Source organism: Streptomyces sp. 63XJN7_1_ISO-PGPR-S23-121, from assembly GCF_056173025.1.
On sequence record NZ_CM149653.1, the window covers coordinates 3763032 to 3781475 of the forward strand.

Sequence of the window (18444 nt, forward strand, 5' to 3'; positions counted from 1 at the left end):
CCCATCCGTCCCTTGTGCGGCACAAGATGACGAGTCGCGCGTAGAAAACTGTAATACGCACCGAGCTCGATCGTGGAGGTTCCGTGAAGCCAGGTGTGTGACAGCGGTGGCCGGCGCTGAACCGTGACCAAACCGCTGCTGCGAGCCGGGCTCGAGGTGATACCCGACGCGGTCCCAGGCTCGGCGATACCGCATGTCCTGGGGTACGAACGAGAGCGGGTTTTCGGGTTCTGCCTGGTCGAGTACGACGATCCGCGCTTCGTGGAGCGGCTCAACAAGGCCTGGTACGACCTCGCCACGTCCTCCGGCCTGATCGACGAGAATCGCGAGTTCCTCCTCATGTTGCCCAGGGGAACCCGGACCGCTGCGGAAGACCGCCGGCGGCGCACGATGCACGTCTGGCACCGGGTCCGCCTGCTGGAACGGTGGGACGTCATGGGGGCCGGCGCGGCGTCGTTCCTCGGCATGCGTGCTGGCCGCCCCGGCTTCGCCATGCTGGCACTGGACAACAGCGTCTGGCTCTTGGCCGACACGTACGAAACGGGTGCGGCCGTGTACGCGGTGCGGGATCCCGCCGGCTCCCCGGGGGTCCTGCGCGAGTTGAAGTGGGAGGTGGAGTGGCTCGCCAGGAAGGACGAAGACCGGGAGTTCCGACGTGAAGTCGGCGTTTGGCTTGAGAACAGGCAACAGCGCTAGCCTCGATCTTTCGTGACGGTCCGCCGACGGAGTCGGTGGACCGTTTTCGTGCCGTGAGTTGAGGGTGGGCAGGCCGAGGGCCCGAGTGTCGTCTCGGGGTGGCGCCGGATTCCACTGCTCCGGGTGGTGAAGGGCTGTCGTAGGGACGGGGGATCCGCTGGTCAGTCAGGGTTCGGCAGGAGTGCGAGCCGGTCGAGGGCTGCGGTGATGAGGCCGGTGAAGGGCCAGTGCCGGGCGAGGCGGAGGATCCGTCGGCGGCCGGTGGTGACGAGTTGTCCGGCCGCGGTGAACAGGCGGAACCGCAGGCGGCGGGGCTCCCAGAGCCTGGCCTTGCCGGTCAGGGCGAGCATGGGCATCCAGGCCAGCAGGTCGAGGGCGATCTGGATGATCTCCAGCCAGACCTTGTTCTGGGCTGTGGTGTGCAGGGGCAGGTTGCGCAGGCCGGTCGCGCGGGCGGCCCGGATCCGGTCTTCGGCCCGGGCCCGCAGCCGGTGGCGGAGCTCGGCGATCGGCCGGCCGGCGGTATTGGTGGCAAAGCAGGTGATCCGCACGACACGGACACGTGGGTACGACGAGATAGGCTCTCTCACCTGGAAAGTGCTCTTTTCCTTGCAGCCAACAGGACCCTCAGCAAGTCCTATCGTTGCAGGTCAAGGGCACTTTCCGTGTTTCTGATCAGCTCTTGGACGGCCCACCTCGTGAAAGCCCGAGGCTAAGCCTTGATTGATGCGGCCGACCTGGCGGCCTGCTCGATCTTCGCGCAGTGCGCCGCACGGGCTTCCTCGTCGATCCGCTCCTCGTGTTCGGGGCGCATCCCGGTGCGGCCGTCGAGGCCTTCTCGCAGGATGTCGGCGTGTCCGGCATGCCGGTTGCTCTCGCCGAGGACATGGACCATGACGGCGAACAGGTTCGTGTTGGGACGAGGTTCCGGCCACCACGGCACGTGGCCGGGGGCGTCGAGGGGAAGCTCATTGATCGTCGCGTCCGAGTTTTCCCATGTGCGCCGGTAGAACCCGATGATCTGATCGCGGGTCTCGTCCTCCGTCGCCCACATATCGCTGCCGTCGTGATCCTGCCACGGGGGCAGTCGCTCCGGGGAAGGGCGGTCGAAGACCTCGCCGAAGTACCTGGCCTCGACGCTGGCCGCGTGCTTGACCAGGCCGAGGAGATTGGTCCCGGTCGCTGTCAGAGGTCGGCGGGCGTCGTACTCGGACAGGCCGTCGAGCTTCCAGAGCAGCGCCTTGCGGTCCCGCCGCAGCCTCCCGTGCAGGCTGTCCTTCGCGAATTCATCGATCATGCTGCATGAACCTTCCGTGGGCTGTTCGTGGTCTCAGGATCCCGCACGTGGTTCACAACGACGACTGGAGAGCCGAGTTGGGACTCCTAGCACAATGAGCTTGCCGGGACGCCTGCCTGTCAGAGAGACGTGGCGGTGAGGTGCGTGACGGCTCGTCACCGACGCCGGCGATGAGCGCGCGGGGCGGCAGTTGGTCGGCCAGTGCGCCCAGCAGCAGTGAGCCGAACAACTGCGGGAGGCAGCCGATGCCGAAGGCGAGTGCGCTCAACAGCGCGGACCCGGTGGTAGCGAAGATCAGCACCGAAAACGTGGTGATTCGCAGCGAGCCCGCTGTGATCGCGACGGCGCGGCTCGAGAAGAGCAGCCGGAATCGCGGCTCGGCCAGCACCTCCCGGTAGGTGGCACGGTGGTTGCCCTGCGCTGGTTCGGCGGTTGGGATCATGACGCCCAGCCTCGCCGTGCGCCCGGGCCACTCACCAATGATTCGTCGCCGGACGAATCGGAAGAGACGTCCGGCGGTAACATCGCCGGGTGCTCCGCTTCGAAGTCTCCGTCGAGGACCTGCTGCGCAGCCGCTTCGCGCTCTCGCCTGCGATAGATCTCTGCCTGTTGCTGCGCTCGCTCACCGGCCAGAGCCGGCCGCTGCCGCGAGCCTGGGCCGCCCGGCTCCTGCCGGCCTTTGAACGGCTTCGCCGCGAGACCGAACTGGACGCCGCCCTCGCCCTGCAAACCCCGCAGTCCGGGCCGAACTTCGTCGCCCCGCCCCCGCGCGGCCTCAACCAGACCTGGGCAGACGACCTGGCCATGATCCGGGCCACACCGCTCGAAGAGGCCCGCCACGAATTCGCCACCACCGCGACCGGCCCGTCCGCCCGTGATCCCCGCGTACGCGCAGTGCTGGACTCCGCGGACGCCGTCTCCAGGATCGCCGAGGCGATGGACCAGGCGTGGCGCGAACTGCTCGCCACGGACTGGCCGCAACTGCGCGCGATCTGTGAACGCGATGTCGTGCACCGGGTGGGTGTGATCGGCGAACACGGATGGGCCACGACCATCGAGAGCCTGCACCCGAGCATCGCCTGGCGCGCCGGTGGTATCGAGATCGGCTTCTTCCCTCCAGTCGGAAACGTCCGCCTCGCCGGCGACGGGCTACTGCTGATCCCTTCGGTCTTCGTCGCGAATATCGCCGCCCACCTGGAAAACCCCTGGCCGAGGACCTTGGTCTATCCCGCCCGCGGCACCGCCGCCCTGTGGGGCGAACAAGCGACCGTTCTTCGACCGGACACGCTGACCGCTCTGGTCGGCCGGGCCCGAGCCCGGCTGCTGGTGGCGCTGGACGCCCCGGCCAGTACCAGCCACCTCGCCCGAAGCCTCGCCATGGCACCCGGCGCGGTGGGAGACCACCTCGCCATCCTGCGAGGCGCGGGGCTGCTCGTCCGTGCCCGGTCCGGACGGTCGGTGCTCTACCGACGCACCCCGCTCGGCGAGGCGCTGGTCGCCGGTTCGGGCTGAGGGCTCAGATCAACACTGCTTTTGAAGCGCCGCCAGCAGATGATGTTGCCGAGGCTTGGGCGCTGCCCGAGTCTGTCGGCTGCCGAGGCTAGCTGACGCAGGCACGTCGCTCACCTGTCGGCCCGGGCTGTACCGTAATATCCTGAGAATATGGCCAATTATAAGTGCTTTTGCCCCGTTTGTGGCCGCCAGGTCGAGCAGGTCATGCGCCGGCACAAGACCCTGGGTGTGTTCGTGCCCATGTGGCGTCCCGGCCCGTGCAAGAATCCCGGGTGCCGGGCGTACGAGGCCGAGTCGGAGCCCGCCCATGATGGAGAGCGGACCGGCGGTCGCAGGGCCGAGCAGTCAGACTCCTGACGCGCCTCTCGCGGGCCTGAAAAGCTTCCGCGAGCGTGTAGAGAAGCGCGGGCCGGCTCCGACGTCCCCTGTGAGAGCCACCCACCACGGGCGGCCCGAGCCGAAGGAGCGGACTCATGAAGTACCTGGTGATGGTGCAGGGCGCGCAGGTGGACTACGAGGCCCAGGCGGGCAAGCCCGCCGCCGGTCTCCCGGCCTGGAGCGACAAGGACATGCAGGCGATGTTCCAGCACATGGGGGCGATCAACAACGACCTCGCCGAGACAGGCGAGTTCATCGATGCCCAGGGGCTGGCCGAACCTGCCAGGACCCGCCTCGTCAGCGCCGGCGCGGACGGCAAGCCCGTGATCACCGACGGGCCGTACGGCGAGACCAAGGAAGTGATTGCCGGTTACTGGCTCCTGGAGTGCGAGAGCCTGGAGCGGGTCACGGAGATCGCCGCGCGGGTCATCCAGAGCCCCGTTCCCGAGGGCGCGAACACGTACCCCGTCGTCATCCGGCCGCTCGGCGAGGTGTGAGCAGGGGAGACGTTTGAGACGTACGAGCGAGGTCGAGGGCCTGCTGCGCCTGCACGCGCCGCAGGTCCTCGGCGCGCTCGTACGCCGGTACGGGCACTTCGAGGCCGCCGAGGACGCCGTCCAGGAGGCGCTGCTGGCAGCGGCCGGGCAATGGCCCGAGTCGGGGGTTCCGGACAATCCGCGGGGCTGGCTGATCAGGGTCGCCTCGCGGCGGCTCACGGACGCGCTCCGCAGTGATCAGGCGCGGCGGCTGCGTGAGGAGAAGGCGGTGGTGCTCACACCGCGCGACGCCTTCACCGCCTCGCCGCCCGAGTCGGATCGTGCGCCCTCCGAGGACGACACGCTGACCCTGTTCTTCCTCTGCTGCCACCCCGATCTGCCCCCGCCCGCCCAGATCGCGTTGACGCTGCGGGCCGTCGGCGGTCTGACGACGGCCGAGATCGCCCGCGCGTATCTGATACCGGAGGCGACGACGGCCCAGCGGATCAGCCGGGCCAAGCAGCGGGTGAAGGGCACGCGTTTCGGCCGCCCCGACCACTGGGAGGAGCGGCTGCCTGCCGTCCTTCCAACCCGACCACCACAGAGGCCTCAGTGGTGGGGCGGATGCGAGGTCCGGTGACGATGCCGAGGCGTGGGCCATGCGCGCACTGGCGGATCTGCTGAACCTCCTGAACGATGGACTGGGGGAGGCTCCCGACTCGGACGACCTGGCGGCCGCGCGCTGGCCGGCGGTCGTGGCGGCGGCGCGGACGGCGTTGCGGAGCATGACCTGACGAAACACAAAGAGGCGGCCCTCCCCCCGGGGGAGAGCTGGAGCGCAGTGCGGAGCGGTTCGAGGCGGCCGAGACGGCGATCAGGGCGCGGTTGTCGCCGAGGTCGTTGGTGTAGGCCTCCCGCTCTGCCGCCGCCAGTTGGAGGAGCCGGAGTGTCCCAGGCCTCGGAGAGCGGGACCACGCGTTCGATGTCCAGGCCGGCTGGGCCTGGATATAGCGGTCGTCGTAGGGGCTGTACCGCTCGCCTCCGCTCAGCGCGCACCGGATGCCCTGCTCGGACTGGACGCCGCTGGCGGCGTGACTCAAGCAGCCTGGCGGCTATCGGTGTCTCGGGCCGCTCCGTCGGCGGCTACGACCCGGAGGGGCTTCTGCTTCATCTGGGGACAGGTGTCGGATAAGTCCGGGGGTGAACTGCGGGCCGTGTGAGCGCGGCAGCGGGGGACCTGTCCAATCCCTCGGTGCGGGCCGTCTTCCAACTGGCCCCCAGCGACGGTGCGTCGGTGACGCCGGAAAGTCTGAGAGCCGTACGGGTGCGGCGGAGCCGACACGGTCGCACCGTTCGACGGCCACACCAAGACCTGCCTGGAGCAGATTCCCACGGCGCACGGCTGCTCGGTCGGCCCGATGTCCGTCACGAGGAATTCGTCGGACCGGACCCGGCCGATCCGGCCAGAAGTCTGGTTTGGTCTAGACTAAGAAGGGTGCGGTTACCTCGCCCCCATGGAACGCCCCACAGTCATGGTGGCGCTAACGCGAAGGGCATGAGCACAGGAACCCGCGAGATCCTGCGCCGGTTCATCGGGCGCCAGGCGCGGGCCGGCCTGGACGAGCCCGCCGACGACGTCCACGCCATCCACCTCCGCACGGAGGACGGCTGGCAGATCGAGATGACAGTCGACATCGCACCCGAAGCCCTCGCCCAACTCCCCGCACTGTGCGGCGCCGACGCGCCAGTCAGCGACGCCGACCGACGCCCTGGCACGGCAGCGACAATCTGCTGGACACACCCGGGCCGCTGGACGGCGATGACGGTACGAAGAAACGGGCGCCTCGTCAGATTCACCTGGGATCCCGAAGCCGAGCAGTGGCGCGAACGCCCCGGCCGACGCCCCATCCCTGTGTCCTGACCCGCGGGCCAGGCGTACGGCCATGCCGCGCCCGTAGCCGTCGGCCTGCCAGAGCTCGGCGAGGACTCCCGCAGCCGGCGTCCCGGCTTGATGCGCGACGCGCGCATCCCGGCAAACCTTCCGTGTTCCGGGGTGACCACCCCATGGCGTCGATGCCAGGATGTCGGTCGGTCGACGTACGGCGGACTTATGGGGTGGCAGTGGCGGGGACTTCGGTCGAGGCGGTGGACGCGGTGGACTGGAGCCGCTTCCGGACGGGCCTGCCGGAGCACCATCCGGTCAAGGAGGTCCCGCGGGCGCTGCGTCGCCTCGTCAGGCGAGGCCCGGCGGCGACGGACGAGGACTGCCACCCGCTGTACTCCTGCCTGTTCGCCCCGGGAGGCGGACTGCCGTCGGCCGCGGCCGCGGCCCTGCCGTTTCTCACGGCGCTCGCCTCCGACCCCGCCAACGGCGCACGAATCACCCTCGTCGAACTGCTCGGCGCCATGAACGCAGCGGCACGCGAGGCCGGTGAACAGGGCACGCACGGAGCGTGGCGGGAGGAGTGGCGGCGCCAGGGCGACACGATCACGGCGCTCCTCGCGGACCCCGCGCCGAGCGTCCGGCGGGCCGCACTCCCCCTCGCGGACGACGACGCACTGCTGGAGCGGTGGCACGCCGAGACGGACCCCGCCGTACGCCTGCCCCTCCTGCTGGCACTGGGCACCCGCGCGGCGACGACCGCCGGCGGGCCCGGCACCGGGTCACCCGGCGGCCGGCACCGGTTCGCCGGCGCGGTGGAGGCAGTGCTGAGCAGGGTGCTGCGCGACGACGAGCCGGTGATGAAGGCGGCAGCCGTGATCGCCCGGGCGTCCCTCGACGGTGACGCCCCCCTCCGGTATGCCGACCTGCTGCTGGACGTCCTCACCGATCCGGCCGTACGGCCCCGGTTCGAGCAGGTCTGGTGGCTGCCGGACGTGGAGATCCCCTTCACCCGGGACGACGTCGCCGCATGTGTGTCCGGTCTCCTCGACCACGTACCCGCGGCCGCCCTGTCTTTCGTGACCCGGCTGGCCGAGGCGGCGGAACGCACCGAGGACGACGGGCTGCGCCGGGTCGTCCTGGACGAGGCGTGGCGGCACCTGGTGCTCCGGCGTTCCGCGGCACCGACGGTGCTGCCCCTCGCGGCACGGCTGCTGGACTGTGCCGACGACTCCGTGCGGCTCAAGGCCGCGCACCTCCTCGCGATGCTCGCCCCTGACTCCGGCCCGTACGCCGACCGTCTGGCGGCACTGCTCGACGATCCCGGAACCGACGACATCTCCTGGAGCGAGGGGACCGTCGGCGACTTCGCACGCTGGGCCCTGGTCCGGCTGGGCGACCCCCGCGGCCTCCCCGGCCTGGTCGAGTCGCTCTGGGCGCCCTACCGGGAGCAGTACGGGCGCAGTTGGGTGGCAGGCGATCCGCGCCGGCCGGAAATGCACGACGTCCTCGCGCCGCTGCGCGAGCACGCGGACGTCCTGCTGCCCGCGCTGCTGGAGGAGGTGCGGCAGGACCACGAGCGGCACGGCGACCACGGCCAGATCATGGGCACGCTGCTGCACGTCGCCGAGAAGTGGGGGCCGGACGCCCTGCCCGCGCTCCCGGTCGTCCTTCCGCTGCTGAAGGACGCGCGGTACTCGTTGCGGGTGGTCGACGTGCTGCTGGCGATGGGACCCGGTGCCGCTTCGACGGCGCCCGCCGTGCGCGAAGCGGTCGTCCTCGACCACCCGGGCAACCGCGACAAGATCGCCTGGGCCGCGTGGCGCATCGCGGGGGGTGACGACGGCACCGCCCTGCGGCGCCTGGGCGAGGCGGTGCACGACGAGCAGGCGTCGCCCCGCGGACCGGTCCTCCTCCTGTCCGACTTCGGCCCCGCCGCCGCGGCGCACGCCGGACGGGTGCGTGAGCTCATGGAGAACGCCGAGTACGGGAAGGCGACGGCGGCGGTCGCCCTGTGGAGGATCACCGGCGACCCGGGGCCCACCCTGGCGGTGCTGGAGGAGGTCGTCGTGCGCTTCACCGGCGGCGACGACCGCTACGGCGACCTGACCGAGACCCTCGGCGCCTTCCTGCGCATCGGCACGGTCACGCCGGCCGCACGGCGGGCCCTGCGCCTCGTCGAGGCCCGGGACACGCGGCTTTCCCCCTACCGGGACTACCGGGCCGTCCTCGGCGACCAGGAACTCCGCTCCGCCGTCGCCGCGGTGCTCGCGCTCCCCGACGGTGGCGGCCTCACCCTTCCCCCGGGCGAATCCGCCCACCAGCTGCGCTGACAGCGGTCATCCTTCCGTCCCTCACCTGGGCGCAAGGGGGGGCATGTCGGACACCACGCGGATACTACTCGGCGTAGTCCTGCTCATTGTCTTCTTCGTGGGGCTCTTCGCCCTGTTCGGGTGGGTCGCCACGGGCAAGCGGGAGTAGCGACGTCGACCGCTCCGACCGCTGCAGCGCCACGCTCGAGGACCCGGTTGCGCGCCCCCGCACGGGAGACCCGGAGCACCGTACGAACGACAGCGGCGCGCCGAAGTCCGGCGCGGAGAGTCCCGGGAGTGCTGCCCCCGCGCCTCCTTCCGCCACCGCGGCCGGCCGAATCGGCCGCACGGCCCCCACGGCCGACCACCACTACCCCTTCTGGAAGCCATGAAGGCCAACGGGCCGAGGCCGGCGGTGTACAAGTCCTCGCAGCGGTGACAGTGAACGGATGGAACAGCGCATCCACGGCGGTCTCTTCACCCGCGTCCTCGGCCCTCCGCCGTGCGCCGGCGCCCCGACGGTGGTAATGGTGCACGGGCTCGGACTCTCGGGCCGTTACTTCGTACCGCTGGCGCGGCGGCTGGCGGCGAGGGGATTCACCGTGCTCGTGCCGGACCTGCCGGGCAACGCGCGGTCACGGGCCGCCGTATGCCGGATGCCCGACGTGGTGCGGACCGCCGACGCCCTTGCCCGCTGGCACCGCCGGCTCGTGCCGGGGCCGAGTCTGCTGGTGGCCAACTCGGTCGGCTGCCAGGTGGCCGCGGCCCTCACGGCCCACCATCCGAGTCTGGCCCACCGGGTCGTCCTGCTCGGTCCGGCACTCACCCCGGGGGCGTCCGCCTGGCGCCAGGCAGGCCGGCTGCTCGCGGACGCGCCCCGAGAGCCGCTCGCCCTGATCGTGGTGGCCGCGGCGGACTACCTGCTCACCGGCCCCCTACGTTTCGCCGTGTCCCTGCGCCACGCGCTGCGCGACGCCGCCACGGCATTCGAGGGTCACCTGGCCCGGATCACCGTGCCGACCCTCGTCGTCCGCGGGACCGGTGACACCATCGCATCCGAGGTCTGGACCCGGCGCGTCACAGAGCTGATCGCCGACGGACACGCGAGCGAGGTACCGGACGCCGCGCACGCGGCGCACTACAGCAAGCCGGAAGCCCTGGCCGAACTGATCGAGGCATTCGCAGCAGGGGAGAACCCATGAAGCCTCCCGCCCGTCCGACCCTCCCGACCGCCCTCCGCCCCGCTTCCCGCCCCCGGATCCTCGGCCGCCGTCATCGCACGGGACCCGCCGCCTGCCGTCCGCCCGGCCCACCGGTCGCCGTGGGTGCGCCGGCTGCGGTCGGCAGGCCAGCTGGACTGGTCGCGGGCGGTGATCGCTTCCTCGCATGTCCGGGCCGCTCGACGAGGCCCAGAAACGGGCCCCGGGTCGACCGAGCACGGCCGGGCAGCAAGCACCACGTCATCACCGACGAGCTCTGTAACGCCGTATCAGGGGACCAGTCGGTGAAGAGCTGTCCCGTAGTGGTACTCCTCGGCGGTCACTTGAGCCTCATCAGGTTCTCGCTTCCGCAACCCACTTCGATGACTCGGCGTCCAACTCAATGAAGGACGGCTGCCGATCACCCGGGAGAGCACGTGACGAAGAAGGACCAGAGGACGGACGCGGCGAGGGAGAAGGACCGCGAAAAGTGGATGGCGCGTTTCCAGGTGCGGCTGGCCATGCAGCCGGGCGTGGACCGGGCAGTCGTGCTCCAGGCGGTCAAGGAGGTCATGGCCCACTGCGCGGATACGGGAGAACACCCGCGGACTGCCTTCGGCGACCCGGACGCCTACGCGGTACACGCCGCCGCGCGGCTGGTGCCGGCAGACCGGGCGGCGCGCGCGAGGCAGCACAACGCTGTGGTGGACGCGCTCGACTCCGTGCAGAAGAGGGCCGGGGACGTCGCCGGTCTGTGACCGGTTGAACCGCCCGTCATGGCCTGGCGCACTGTTCTGACACAGCCTCTGTCCGCCGGGGCTGCTCAGGCCGGCGCACAGTCCGCCAGGACGGCGAACTGCTGGAACCGGTTGTCGCATACAAGGCCTACCCGCCCCGAGCTGCTGACCTACCCCTGAGCGGCGGCTACGCGAGCTCGCAGCGAGGGAGGAAGACTGGGCGGGCTCCGGGCTACAGTCCGGACGATGGACCTTGACGAACTTCGCCGGCGTGCGCTGCGTATCCACGACCTGTACGACGAGCTGAACCTGCGAGAACGTGGCCGGGTTTGGACTCGTGAAGAGTTCATGCTCGGGTTCATGGGGGACACCGGCGACCTGGCCAAGCTGATCCTGGCGCAGGAAGGGGCGCGGTCGGACCAGCCTGATGGCCAGGCCGCGCTGGAGCACGAGCTGGCTGACTGCCTTTGGTCCGTGCTGATCCTTGCCCACCGCTACGGCATCGACCTGGAGAGCGCGTTCGTGCGCACGATGGAGGACCTGGATAAGTCGATCAGCTCCCGTCTCGACCGGTAGGTCCACATGGGCGCTGATCGGCGAACAGGGCCCGGCATGCATGCCGCGGCCGAACGGCTTGCCGAGTACGCCGACCGGCTCGGCGAAGGCACGCGTCCCGCGTCCGTATCCGGCGGCCAGCGGTGCATTCCTCGAATCGGCAACCGCAGCACCACCGTCACCCGCATCGTGCCGGACCAGGACGACGGCGTGGCCGACCGACCACAGGTGAGCCGAGTACAACGCCTGAGCAGCCGTCATCGGCGGGCCGGCCGCTCCGCAGCCGCCCCGCGGACCATCAACCGGCTCAAGAACTCCCGCGCGGTCGCTACTCGTTACGACAAGCGGCCTACGTCTTCCAAGCCACCGTCGCCGCCGCGGCGATCCGGCCATGGCTCCGTCAGTGATCCGCCGGACAGTCCCCAGGCGCCTCGCCCGGGGCGATCAGCCCTGTCTCGTAGGCGAAGACGACGGCCTGGACGCGGTCGCGCAGGTCCAGCTTCGACAGGATACGGCCGACGTGGCTCTTGACCGTGGTCGGGCTGAGGAACAGCCGGGAGGCGAGTTCGGCGTTGTTGAGGCCCGTCGCGAGTAGGCGGAGCACCTCGAGCTCGCGCGGGGTCAGGCCGGACAGATCGCGGTGCGGGGCGATGGTCTGCGGTTCGTCGCGAGGGGCGAAGCGCTCAATCAGCCGACGAGTGATCGTGGGCGCGAGAAGAGCGTCTCCGGTCCGCACCAGGCGTAAGGCGGAGACCAGATGTTCGGGGGTGACGTCCTTGAGCAGGAAGCCGCTGGCGCCGGCAGTGAGCGCGGCGTAGACGTAGTGGTCGAGGTCGTATGTGGTGAGGATGATGACCCGCGTTTCGGCCAGGCCGGCGTCGCCGATGATGCGTCTGGTGGCCTCGATGCCGTCCATCTGTGGCATCCGGATGTCCATGAGGACGACGTCGGGCCGCGTACGGCGAACCGCTGCGACCGCCTCGGCCCCGTCGGCGGCCTCGGCCGTCACTTCAATGCCGTCCGCAGTCAGGATCATTTTGAAGCCGGTGCGTACAAGGGCTTGATCATCGGCGATGACGGCGCGCAGAGGCGGCCGGTCCGCGGTCATGCCGTGCTCCGTGGGATGCGGGCCGTCACCCGGTAGCCGTCGGTCGGCGTCGGTCCGGCCGTCAGTTCGCCCTTGTAGACGGCCAGCCGCTCGCGCAGCCCCATGTGGCCACGGCCGTTGCTCTGCGTTGGCGGGCACTCCTTGGCGCCACCGGTGTCCGTGATCTCGATCTCCAGACAGGCTTCGGTGTAGCCAACGGCGACGAACGCCTGCGCGCCGCGCGCATGTTTGATCGTGTTGGTCAGCGCTTCCTGGACGACGCGATACGCCGCGAGGTCCACCCCCGGTGGTAGAGGATCTGGCGGCAACGACACTCCGACGCTCACGGGTGTACCGGCGGCGCGTACTCGTGCGACGAGCGCGTCGAGCTGTGCGAGCCCCGGCTGAGGCTCCAGGCCGTCGGGCTTCTCGTGGTCCGGGGCGGCCAGCAGGTCCATCACGTGGCGGAGTTCGGCCATGGCGGCCCTACCGCCCGCCTCGACGGCCAGCAGTGCCTCCTTCGACTGCTCGGGAGCCAGGTCCATCACTTTGCGGGCCGCGCCGGCCTGGATCACCATCACGCTCACATTGTGGCTCACGACGTCGTGCAGTTCGGCGGCGATGCGGGCGCGCTCCTCCTCGACGGCGCGGCGCGTGGCCTCCTCCTGAGCGGCCTGCAGTTCTGTCATCCGGTCCCGACTGGACGCCAGCCGCAGTTGCAGAAGACGGACGAGGCTGGCCAGCGTCCCTGCCACCAGGAGCACGAATCCTGGGCTGGACCATCCCGGGAGTACCGGTTCCGCGTTGCGGAAAGCGAAACCGGACAGCGCGGCGGCGATCACCAGGACGGCGATCGCCGTTATCCGGTAACGGCTGTATACGACGGCGCTGTATGCGCCGATGACACAGGCCAGGACGGTGATCCAGGAGGCGGAGCTGCCGATGGCCAGTGCTGCGCTCAGCACCACCGTGAACAAGGTCAGCGGATACCGGCGCCGGGCTGCCAGCGGCAGCGTCGACAGGACGACCAGGGCCCAGGGCATGGGGGAGGGTTCTTCCTCCACGGGCACCCCATCAGGATCGGGCGGCGAGGGCGGGGCCGGGACCCCGGTTCCGGCGTCCACCGTAGGGGGGTTGATGTCCACCGGCCCGTCGCCGGGATAGCGCACCGCCACGAACAGGGCAAGGACGGTCAGTACGAGCGCCAGCACCACATCGGCGCGCACCGCTCGCCGGGACGGAACGGATTTCGCCTCAGGGCGTAGCGCGTCGATGATTTGCTGATGCCAGTTACGGCGGTTTTCCGTCTCCATCCGTGCATTGTGCTGCGCTCTCCGCCCGGCCCGCGTCCACCCGTCCGGCCAGGGCATTGCCCCACAGGCCTACTTCTCAGGGATGACTCCGCGGCCGATTCCTCCGTAGGAAGGAATGGATGTTGGTTCCGCGGCCGACGTGCCCCATACGCGGCACCTCTAGATTCGCGGGACCGGCAACGACGTGTGCCTCTCGCGACCGGAAGGACGGACGACTGATATGCATCAAATGATCGAACTGGAGGGTGTGGCGAAGCGCTACGACAGCGCCGGCGCGCCGTCGCTCGGACCGCTCACGCTCAGGGTCGCCAAGGGTGAGGCCCTTGCCGTTACGGGCCCTTCCGGCAGCGGCAAGTCCACTCTGCTGAACCTTGTCGCCGGCCTGGACAAGCCGACCGATGGCGCCGTGATCGTGGCTGGGCGACGGATCGACCAGTTGGGCGAGCACGCCCTCGCCAAGTTCCGTCGCGAGCACATCGGCATGGTCTTCCAGTTCTTCAACCTTCTCGACGATCTCACCGTCACCGACAACATTCAGCTCCCGGCCCAACTGACCGGGACCAGTCGGCGCAGGGCCGCGGCCCGCGCGGGTGAGCTCATGGAGATGCTGGGCATCCTGGAACATGCCCGCGCCTACCCGGGCCGATTGTCCGGAGGTGAACGCCAACGGGTCGCAGTCGCCCGGGCGTTGGTCAACCGGCCCGCACTGCTGCTCGCCGACGAGCCCACTGGTGCGCTCGACACCGCCTCCGGCCACGACGTTCGCAATCTGCTGATGGATCTGCACCGCGCCGGACAGACCATCGTGCTGGTGACACATGACCTGACGCTGGCGGAGGCGTGCGCGAGCCGCACTGTTCACCTGGTCGACGGTCAGGTCGCCCTTGAGTCCTACGCGCGGGCCGTCCGATGAGCCTGTTCGGTACCGGCGCGCTGGGCCGGGTCGTACGTTCCGGCGTCGGCCGACGGCGGGTGCAGACCGTGATGATCGCCGTGGCCACGATGATGGCCGTGGCCTCGGCCGTGGTCGCCGGGTCGCTGATGGTCGCCGCGACCGCCCCCTTCGACAACGCCTTCGAGAAGCAGCGGGGTTCGCACATCACCGCGCAGTTCGATCCGGCCAGGGTGAGTGAGGCGCAGCTGGCGAGGACCGGGAAGCTGCCCGGCGTCGCCGCGAGCGCGGGACCGTACCCGTCCACGGCGGTCCGCCCGGTGGACCGGTCGGGCTTCCAGCTGCCGACGCTGACCCTGGTAGGGCGGCCCGGTCCTGACGGCGCCGTGGACCGGGTGGATCTGAAGTCGGGCCGGTGGGTACAGAAGCCCGGCGAGATCGTGCTCGACGCGTCGTTCGAGGGGCCCGCCATCGGGATCGGCACCCCCATGAAGACGTCGAACTCCAAGGGCGCCCCGACCCTGTCGATCGTCGGCTTCGCCGTGTCGGCCAGCGAGACCGCCGACGCCTGGGCGGCCCCCGCGCAGGTCCACGCGCTGGGATCGAAGGGCAACCGGGTCTCGAGTCAGATGCTCTACCGCTTCGACTCCGCGAGTACGAAGCAGCAGGTCCTCGCCGACCGGAAGAAGCTCGCCGCCTCCGTGGGGTCCGGGGCACTGCTCGGGATCCAGTCCTGGCTGGACACCAAACGCGCCGCTGATCAGGGCGCGGCGGCGACCGTCCCGTTCGTGATGGCTTTTGGCGCGCTCGGCATTGTGATGTCGGTGATCATCGTCAGCAGCGTCATCAGTGGCGCGGTCGGCACCAGCCTGCGCAGGATCGGCATCCTCAAGGCCATCGGCTTCACTCCGCGCGACGTCGTGCGCGCCTACATGACCCAGGCGCTGATCCCGGCCGTCGTCGGCATCGCCCTGGGTGTCGTCCTCGGCAACCTCCTGGCAGTGCCGCTGTTGTCCGAAACCGAGTCGGTGTACGGCGGCGTCCCGCTCTCGGCGGCCGGGTGGGTGGACGTTGCGGTGCCGGCCGCCGCCCTGGCCGTCGTGGGGCTCGCGGCGGTGATTCCCGCGTTGCGGGCCGGCAGGCTGCGCACGGTTGAGGCCATCGCGGTCGGCCGGGTGCCGCGCACGGGGCGCGGTCAGTGGGCACACCGGGCGATGGGGAGGCTGCCGTTGCCGCGGCCGGTGACCTACGGTCTCGCCACCCCCTTCACACATCCGGTACGCACCCTCGCGATGCTGTTAGCGGTGGCGTCCGGCACTGTCGCGGCGACGTTCGCAGTGGGGCTGACCTCGTCCCTGAACGCGATCGGCACCTCGCAGGACCCCGAGAACCGTGCTGCGGTCACGGTTACGACGACCAAGGCGATCGAAGTCGCTCCGCCGCCGCCTCCTGTGGGGGGCGACGCGGGAGATCCGCCTCCCGCGGAGAACAGCGCTGCGAGCACGTCCAAGAAGCCCAAGACCGCCGACCCGGCGAAGGTACGGTCCGCCATCACGTCGCAGCCGGGTACGGAGTCCTACTACGGCAAGGTTCGGACCGAGGTCGCCGTGGCCGGGGTCTCAGGATCGATCCAGGCCAGCCTCTACGAGGGCGATTCGCGCCCCGGCAGCTACGAGCTGCTCTCCGGGCACTGGATCACCGGCAAGGGACAGGTCGTGGTGCCCTCGCGTTTCCTGGAAAGAACCAGCACCAAGCTCGGTGACACGGTGCGGGTGACCTACGAGAAGGAGACCGTGAACCTGCGGATCGTGGGCGAGTCCTTCGACACGTCGGGCAGCCGGCTGGAGATCCACGCGGACATGGCCGACTTCACGTTGGCTGAGCCCAGCACCTTCCTCGTCGAGACGAAGTCCGGCGTCTCCGCCGACGAGTACGCGCAGAAGGTCGCCGCGGTCATACAGCCGCTGGGGGGCGACGCCACGACCAGCTCCGAGTCGGGGCAGGACGGCGTCATCCTCATCATGGCCGCGATGGCGGTGCTGCTCACCCTCATGCTGATCGTTGTGGCCGGTCTCGGCGTGCTCAACTCCGTGGTCCTCGACACCCGGGAACGCATCCACGATCTGGGCGTCTGCAAGGCGATCGGCATGTCGCCGCGGCAGGTCCTGAGCCTCGTGCTCGCCTCGGTGGCCGGGATCGGCGTGATCGGCGCAGTGCTCGGCGTCCCTGTGGGGTACGCGCTGCACCACGTCGTCATGCCGGTGATGGGGCGTGCCGTGGGCACCGGACTGCCGTCGCTCGTCTTCGACGTGTACGGGCCTTTCCAGCTGCTCCTGCTGGGGCTCGGCGGAGTCGTGATCGCGATGCTGGGCGCGCTGATCCCGGCAGGCTGGGCCGCCAGGGCTCGTACGGCCACGGCGCTGCGCACCGAGTAGCGTCCGGCGGAGTGCAAGCCGCGAGAGCGGATCCGCTGGGTCCGACGGCCTTGTCGTTCAAGACCCCGGCATCGGCAACATCACGCAGGTACTGACCGGCCTGCTCGGTTGCGGCGACTTCGCGCAGGTCCTTCACCGGCTCGACGACGACGAATGACCGCCCGCCCCCCCCCGATCGGTAACGCTCATCAAGAGGTCGTGGTGCGTGGCAGCGATCGTTGAACTGCGGACGTGGCGAGCACAGAGGACGAGACGGAGACGGAGACTGTCTGCCGGGTCTGTGGTTTCGCCGGTGAGAACTTCTGGGAGGGCGGATGGCCGAATGAGGCTGCAATCTGTCCCTGCTGCGGCAACGACCCCGAAGTCGGGGACGCCGGCGTCATGGGCCTGCGCAACTACCGCGGATACTGGGTGGGACAAGGCGCTCCGTGGAGCAGCCGGCTGGAGGAGCGCAAGCACAAGCGCCAGGGCTGGGACCTGCTGAAACAGATGGAGAACATCCCGCCGCAGTGGCGCTGACCCAGGCGACCGGCAGATGCCACGGACGCAGGCGGCGCAGGCCGCCCAGTCAGCTCACCGTACGCGCGTCCGTTACCCAACTACCTCCCGAGAAGGCTCTGATGACCCGTGATGACGCCCTCAAGCAGCTCAGCAACATCGCGCATGAGCGGGCATTCGGTAGGCACGTCGGGTCCGACCGGCTCATCCAGGCCGGCCTAGACGCACTCCTGGCCGTGGTCGAGAGTCCCTCCCTCGCCATGCTGGCCGGCCTCCTCCGCAGCGAGGAACCCGAAGCGCCGGCGCTCTTCGATCAGGTCCTGGAGGAGCGGGGACTGTCCGTCCAGCCGCCCGCCGACCCTCGAGCCGTCGAGTGGGCAATGGCCCACTGGATTGCCGGCCAGATAGCCGACGGAACCCTGGAGCCCGCCACTGGCACCTACCTCATCTGGACAGACATCGCCTACGACCTCGGCTACCCCGAAGAGCTGCAGTCCCTCGTCTCGTGCGCTCTCAACCTGGACGACTGGGACGGGAGCTGGGGAGTCTCCGTCGAAGAACTCAACAGGGAAGCAATCGAGGTGGCGAAGCAGTTCCTGCGCACGAGACCGGCAACAGAAGCGGGGATTTGACCGTCCGAGGCTGCTTGCTGCGGTTCGGTCGCTTCTTACTGCGGCGGCGGCTCAGCGCGTCAACGACAAGATCATCGACGAAAGCCGGCAGGGATTCCTCAGGCCCGTGGCCGGTACTGACCGGGTCACCGCCCGGGGCGCTGCGCCGCGATGACAGCAGCTGCGACAGCCTCTTCTCCTCTTGGAGCTTCGAGGTAGTCCCGGCCTGGGCAGCGCGGCTGAGCGTCGCGCACAGGGGCGATTCTCGAACCTGGCCGCCTACGTGTCTCCCAAGATCGGGTGGTGGCGGCCCCACAGCCTGTTCACCAGGGGAGCCGCGACTCCGATGAGGGTCATGACACAGACGGCGACCCAGTACCGCTGCCCTTGCCCCAGCATCAGTACCGAGACCATGCCCACAACGGATCCAAGGCTGAGGCTCAGAGCCGGCCACCACTCCGTGCGACGCAGGAGACCAGGAATCGAGTACATCGTCACGATGCACCCGCTGAACATGGCGAACTCGTACCACCCGCCTCCCTCGGGGAGGTTCCATCCGCCCCG

At 69.8% G+C, this 18444-nt stretch carries 16 protein-coding genes and 3 pseudogenes; 14 read left to right on the forward strand and 5 right to left on the reverse strand.

Annotation, left to right across the window (positions count from 1 at the left end; genetic code table 11):
* The first annotated feature begins 123 nt into the window (after window positions 1-123).
* The gene (locus AC0VYN_RS16565) at window positions 124-696 is read left to right on the forward strand and encodes a hypothetical protein (protein WP_475536673.1); all 573 of its coding nucleotides are present in this window, start codon (window positions 124-126) and stop codon (window positions 694-696) included.
* Between the two features lie 161 nt (window positions 697-857).
* Here the strand turns inward: AC0VYN_RS16565 and AC0VYN_RS16570 are convergent.
* The 3 genes and pseudogenes from AC0VYN_RS16570 to AC0VYN_RS16580 form a co-directional block, all read right to left on the reverse strand.
* Window positions 858-1247: pseudogene (locus AC0VYN_RS16570) on the reverse strand (transposase); the annotation flags it as partial.
* Between the two features lie 161 nt (window positions 1248-1408).
* Window positions 1409-1993, reverse strand: a complete 585-nt coding sequence (locus tag AC0VYN_RS16575; protein ID WP_475536674.1) for a DinB family protein — start codon at window positions 1991-1993, stop codon at window positions 1409-1411.
* A gap of 163 nt (window positions 1994-2156) precedes the next feature.
* Window positions 2157-2435, reverse strand: a pseudogene (locus AC0VYN_RS16580) (MFS transporter); the annotation flags it as partial.
* Between the two features lie 89 nt (window positions 2436-2524).
* Between AC0VYN_RS16580 and AC0VYN_RS16585 the strand changes: the two are divergent.
* From AC0VYN_RS16585 to AC0VYN_RS16625, 9 genes and pseudogenes are all read left to right on the forward strand, one after another.
* Complete coding sequence (locus tag AC0VYN_RS16585; RefSeq protein ID WP_475536675.1) at window positions 2525-3505, forward strand: ArsR/SmtB family transcription factor; 981 nt, start codon at window positions 2525-2527, stop codon at window positions 3503-3505.
* A 473-nt stretch (window positions 3506-3978) separates the two neighbouring features.
* Window positions 3979-4380: a YciI family protein gene (locus tag AC0VYN_RS16590; RefSeq protein ID WP_475536676.1), complete on the forward strand. Its 402-nt coding sequence runs from the start codon at window positions 3979-3981 to the stop codon at window positions 4378-4380.
* Between the two features lie 13 nt (window positions 4381-4393).
* Window positions 4394-4951: pseudogene (locus AC0VYN_RS16595) on the forward strand (sigma-70 family RNA polymerase sigma factor); the annotation flags it as partial.
* Window positions 4952-5018: 67 nt separating this feature from the next.
* Window positions 5019-5153: a hypothetical protein gene (locus tag AC0VYN_RS16600; protein ID WP_475536677.1), complete on the forward strand. Its 135-nt coding sequence runs from the start codon at window positions 5019-5021 to the stop codon at window positions 5151-5153.
* A gap of 761 nt (window positions 5154-5914) precedes the next feature.
* Window positions 5915-6280 carry a hypothetical protein gene (locus tag AC0VYN_RS16605; RefSeq protein ID WP_475536678.1) on the forward strand — a complete coding sequence of 122 codons (366 nt, stop codon included), beginning with the start codon at window positions 5915-5917 and terminating at the stop codon, window positions 6278-6280.
* A gap of 200 nt (window positions 6281-6480) precedes the next feature.
* Window positions 6481-8574, forward strand: coding sequence for a hypothetical protein (locus AC0VYN_RS16610; protein WP_475536679.1), 2094 nt, complete (start codon window positions 6481-6483; stop codon window positions 8572-8574).
* 428 nt (window positions 8575-9002) lie between these two features.
* On the forward strand, window positions 9003-9755 hold the full coding sequence (locus AC0VYN_RS16615; protein WP_475536680.1) for an alpha/beta fold hydrolase: 753 nt from the start codon (window positions 9003-9005) through the stop codon (window positions 9753-9755).
* A 434-nt stretch (window positions 9756-10189) separates the two neighbouring features.
* The gene (locus AC0VYN_RS16620; RefSeq protein ID WP_475536681.1) at window positions 10190-10510 is read left to right on the forward strand and encodes a hypothetical protein; all 321 of its coding nucleotides are present in this window, start codon (window positions 10190-10192) and stop codon (window positions 10508-10510) included.
* Window positions 10511-10735: 225 nt separating this feature from the next.
* The gene (locus AC0VYN_RS16625) at window positions 10736-11065 is read left to right on the forward strand and encodes a MazG nucleotide pyrophosphohydrolase domain-containing protein (RefSeq protein ID WP_475536682.1); all 330 of its coding nucleotides are present in this window, start codon (window positions 10736-10738) and stop codon (window positions 11063-11065) included.
* Between the two features lie 379 nt (window positions 11066-11444).
* On the opposite strand, the gene AC0VYN_RS16630 is transcribed toward AC0VYN_RS16625, so the two are convergent.
* Together AC0VYN_RS16630 and AC0VYN_RS16635 are read right to left on the reverse strand one after the other, a co-directional pair.
* On the reverse strand, window positions 11445-12152 hold the full coding sequence (locus AC0VYN_RS16630) for a response regulator (protein ID WP_475536683.1): 708 nt from the start codon (window positions 12150-12152) through the stop codon (window positions 11445-11447).
* Window positions 12149-13444, reverse strand: coding sequence for a sensor histidine kinase (locus AC0VYN_RS16635; protein ID WP_475536684.1), 1296 nt, complete (start codon window positions 13442-13444; stop codon window positions 12149-12151). Before AC0VYN_RS16635 ends, AC0VYN_RS16630 begins: the two co-directional genes overlap by 4 nt.
* A 220-nt stretch (window positions 13445-13664) precedes the next feature.
* On the opposite strand from AC0VYN_RS16635, the gene AC0VYN_RS16640 reads away from it, so the two are divergent.
* The 4 genes from AC0VYN_RS16640 to AC0VYN_RS16655 all read left to right on the forward strand — a co-directional run bounded on the left by AC0VYN_RS16640 (window position 13665) and on the right by AC0VYN_RS16655 (window position 17901).
* Window positions 13665-14357, forward strand: coding sequence for an ABC transporter ATP-binding protein (locus tag AC0VYN_RS16640; protein ID WP_475536685.1), 693 nt, complete (start codon window positions 13665-13667; stop codon window positions 14355-14357).
* Entirely contained in the window at window positions 14354-16771 is a 2418-nt protein-coding gene (locus tag AC0VYN_RS16645; RefSeq protein ID WP_475536686.1) for an ABC transporter permease, read from the forward strand. Before AC0VYN_RS16640 ends, AC0VYN_RS16645 begins: the two co-directional genes overlap by 4 nt.
* Window positions 16772-17002: 231 nt before the next feature.
* Window positions 17003-17290 carry a hypothetical protein gene (locus AC0VYN_RS16650; protein WP_475536687.1) on the forward strand — a complete coding sequence of 96 codons (288 nt, stop codon included), beginning with the start codon at window positions 17003-17005 and terminating at the stop codon, window positions 17288-17290.
* Window positions 17291-17391: 101 nt separating this feature from the next.
* Window positions 17392-17901 carry a hypothetical protein gene (locus tag AC0VYN_RS16655; RefSeq protein ID WP_475536688.1) on the forward strand — a complete coding sequence of 170 codons (510 nt, stop codon included), beginning with the start codon at window positions 17392-17394 and terminating at the stop codon, window positions 17899-17901.
* Window positions 17902-18444 lie beyond the last annotated feature (543 nt).

Bases quoted from the DNA above. Each gene is read 5' to 3' on its own strand.
- AC0VYN_RS16575 (WP_475536674.1), bottom strand. From the start codon at position 1,993: ATGATCGATGAATTCGCGAAGGACAGCCTGCACGGGAGGCTGCGGCGG.
- AC0VYN_RS16590 (WP_475536676.1), top strand. From the start codon at position 3,979: ATGAAGTACCTGGTGATGGTGCAGGGCGCGCAGGTGGACTACGAGGCC.
- AC0VYN_RS16600 (WP_475536677.1), top strand. From the start codon at position 5,019: ATGCGCGCACTGGCGGATCTGCTGAACCTCCTGAACGATGGACTGGGG.
- AC0VYN_RS16605 (WP_475536678.1), top strand. From the start codon at position 5,915: ATGAGCACAGGAACCCGCGAGATCCTGCGCCGGTTCATCGGGCGCCAG.
- AC0VYN_RS16615 (WP_475536680.1), top strand. From the start codon at position 9,003: ATGGAACAGCGCATCCACGGCGGTCTCTTCACCCGCGTCCTCGGCCCT.
- AC0VYN_RS16625 (WP_475536682.1), top strand. From the start codon at position 10,736: ATGGACCTTGACGAACTTCGCCGGCGTGCGCTGCGTATCCACGACCTG.
- AC0VYN_RS16630 (WP_475536683.1), bottom strand. From the start codon at position 12,152: ATGACCGCGGACCGGCCGCCTCTGCGCGCCGTCATCGCCGATGATCAA.
- AC0VYN_RS16635 (WP_475536684.1), bottom strand. From the start codon at position 13,444: ATGGAGACGGAAAACCGCCGTAACTGGCATCAGCAAATCATCGACGCG.
- AC0VYN_RS16640 (WP_475536685.1), top strand. From the start codon at position 13,665: ATGCATCAAATGATCGAACTGGAGGGTGTGGCGAAGCGCTACGACAGC.
- AC0VYN_RS16645 (WP_475536686.1), top strand. From the start codon at position 14,354: ATGAGCCTGTTCGGTACCGGCGCGCTGGGCCGGGTCGTACGTTCCGGC.
- AC0VYN_RS16655 (WP_475536688.1), top strand. From the start codon at position 17,392: ATGACCCGTGATGACGCCCTCAAGCAGCTCAGCAACATCGCGCATGAG.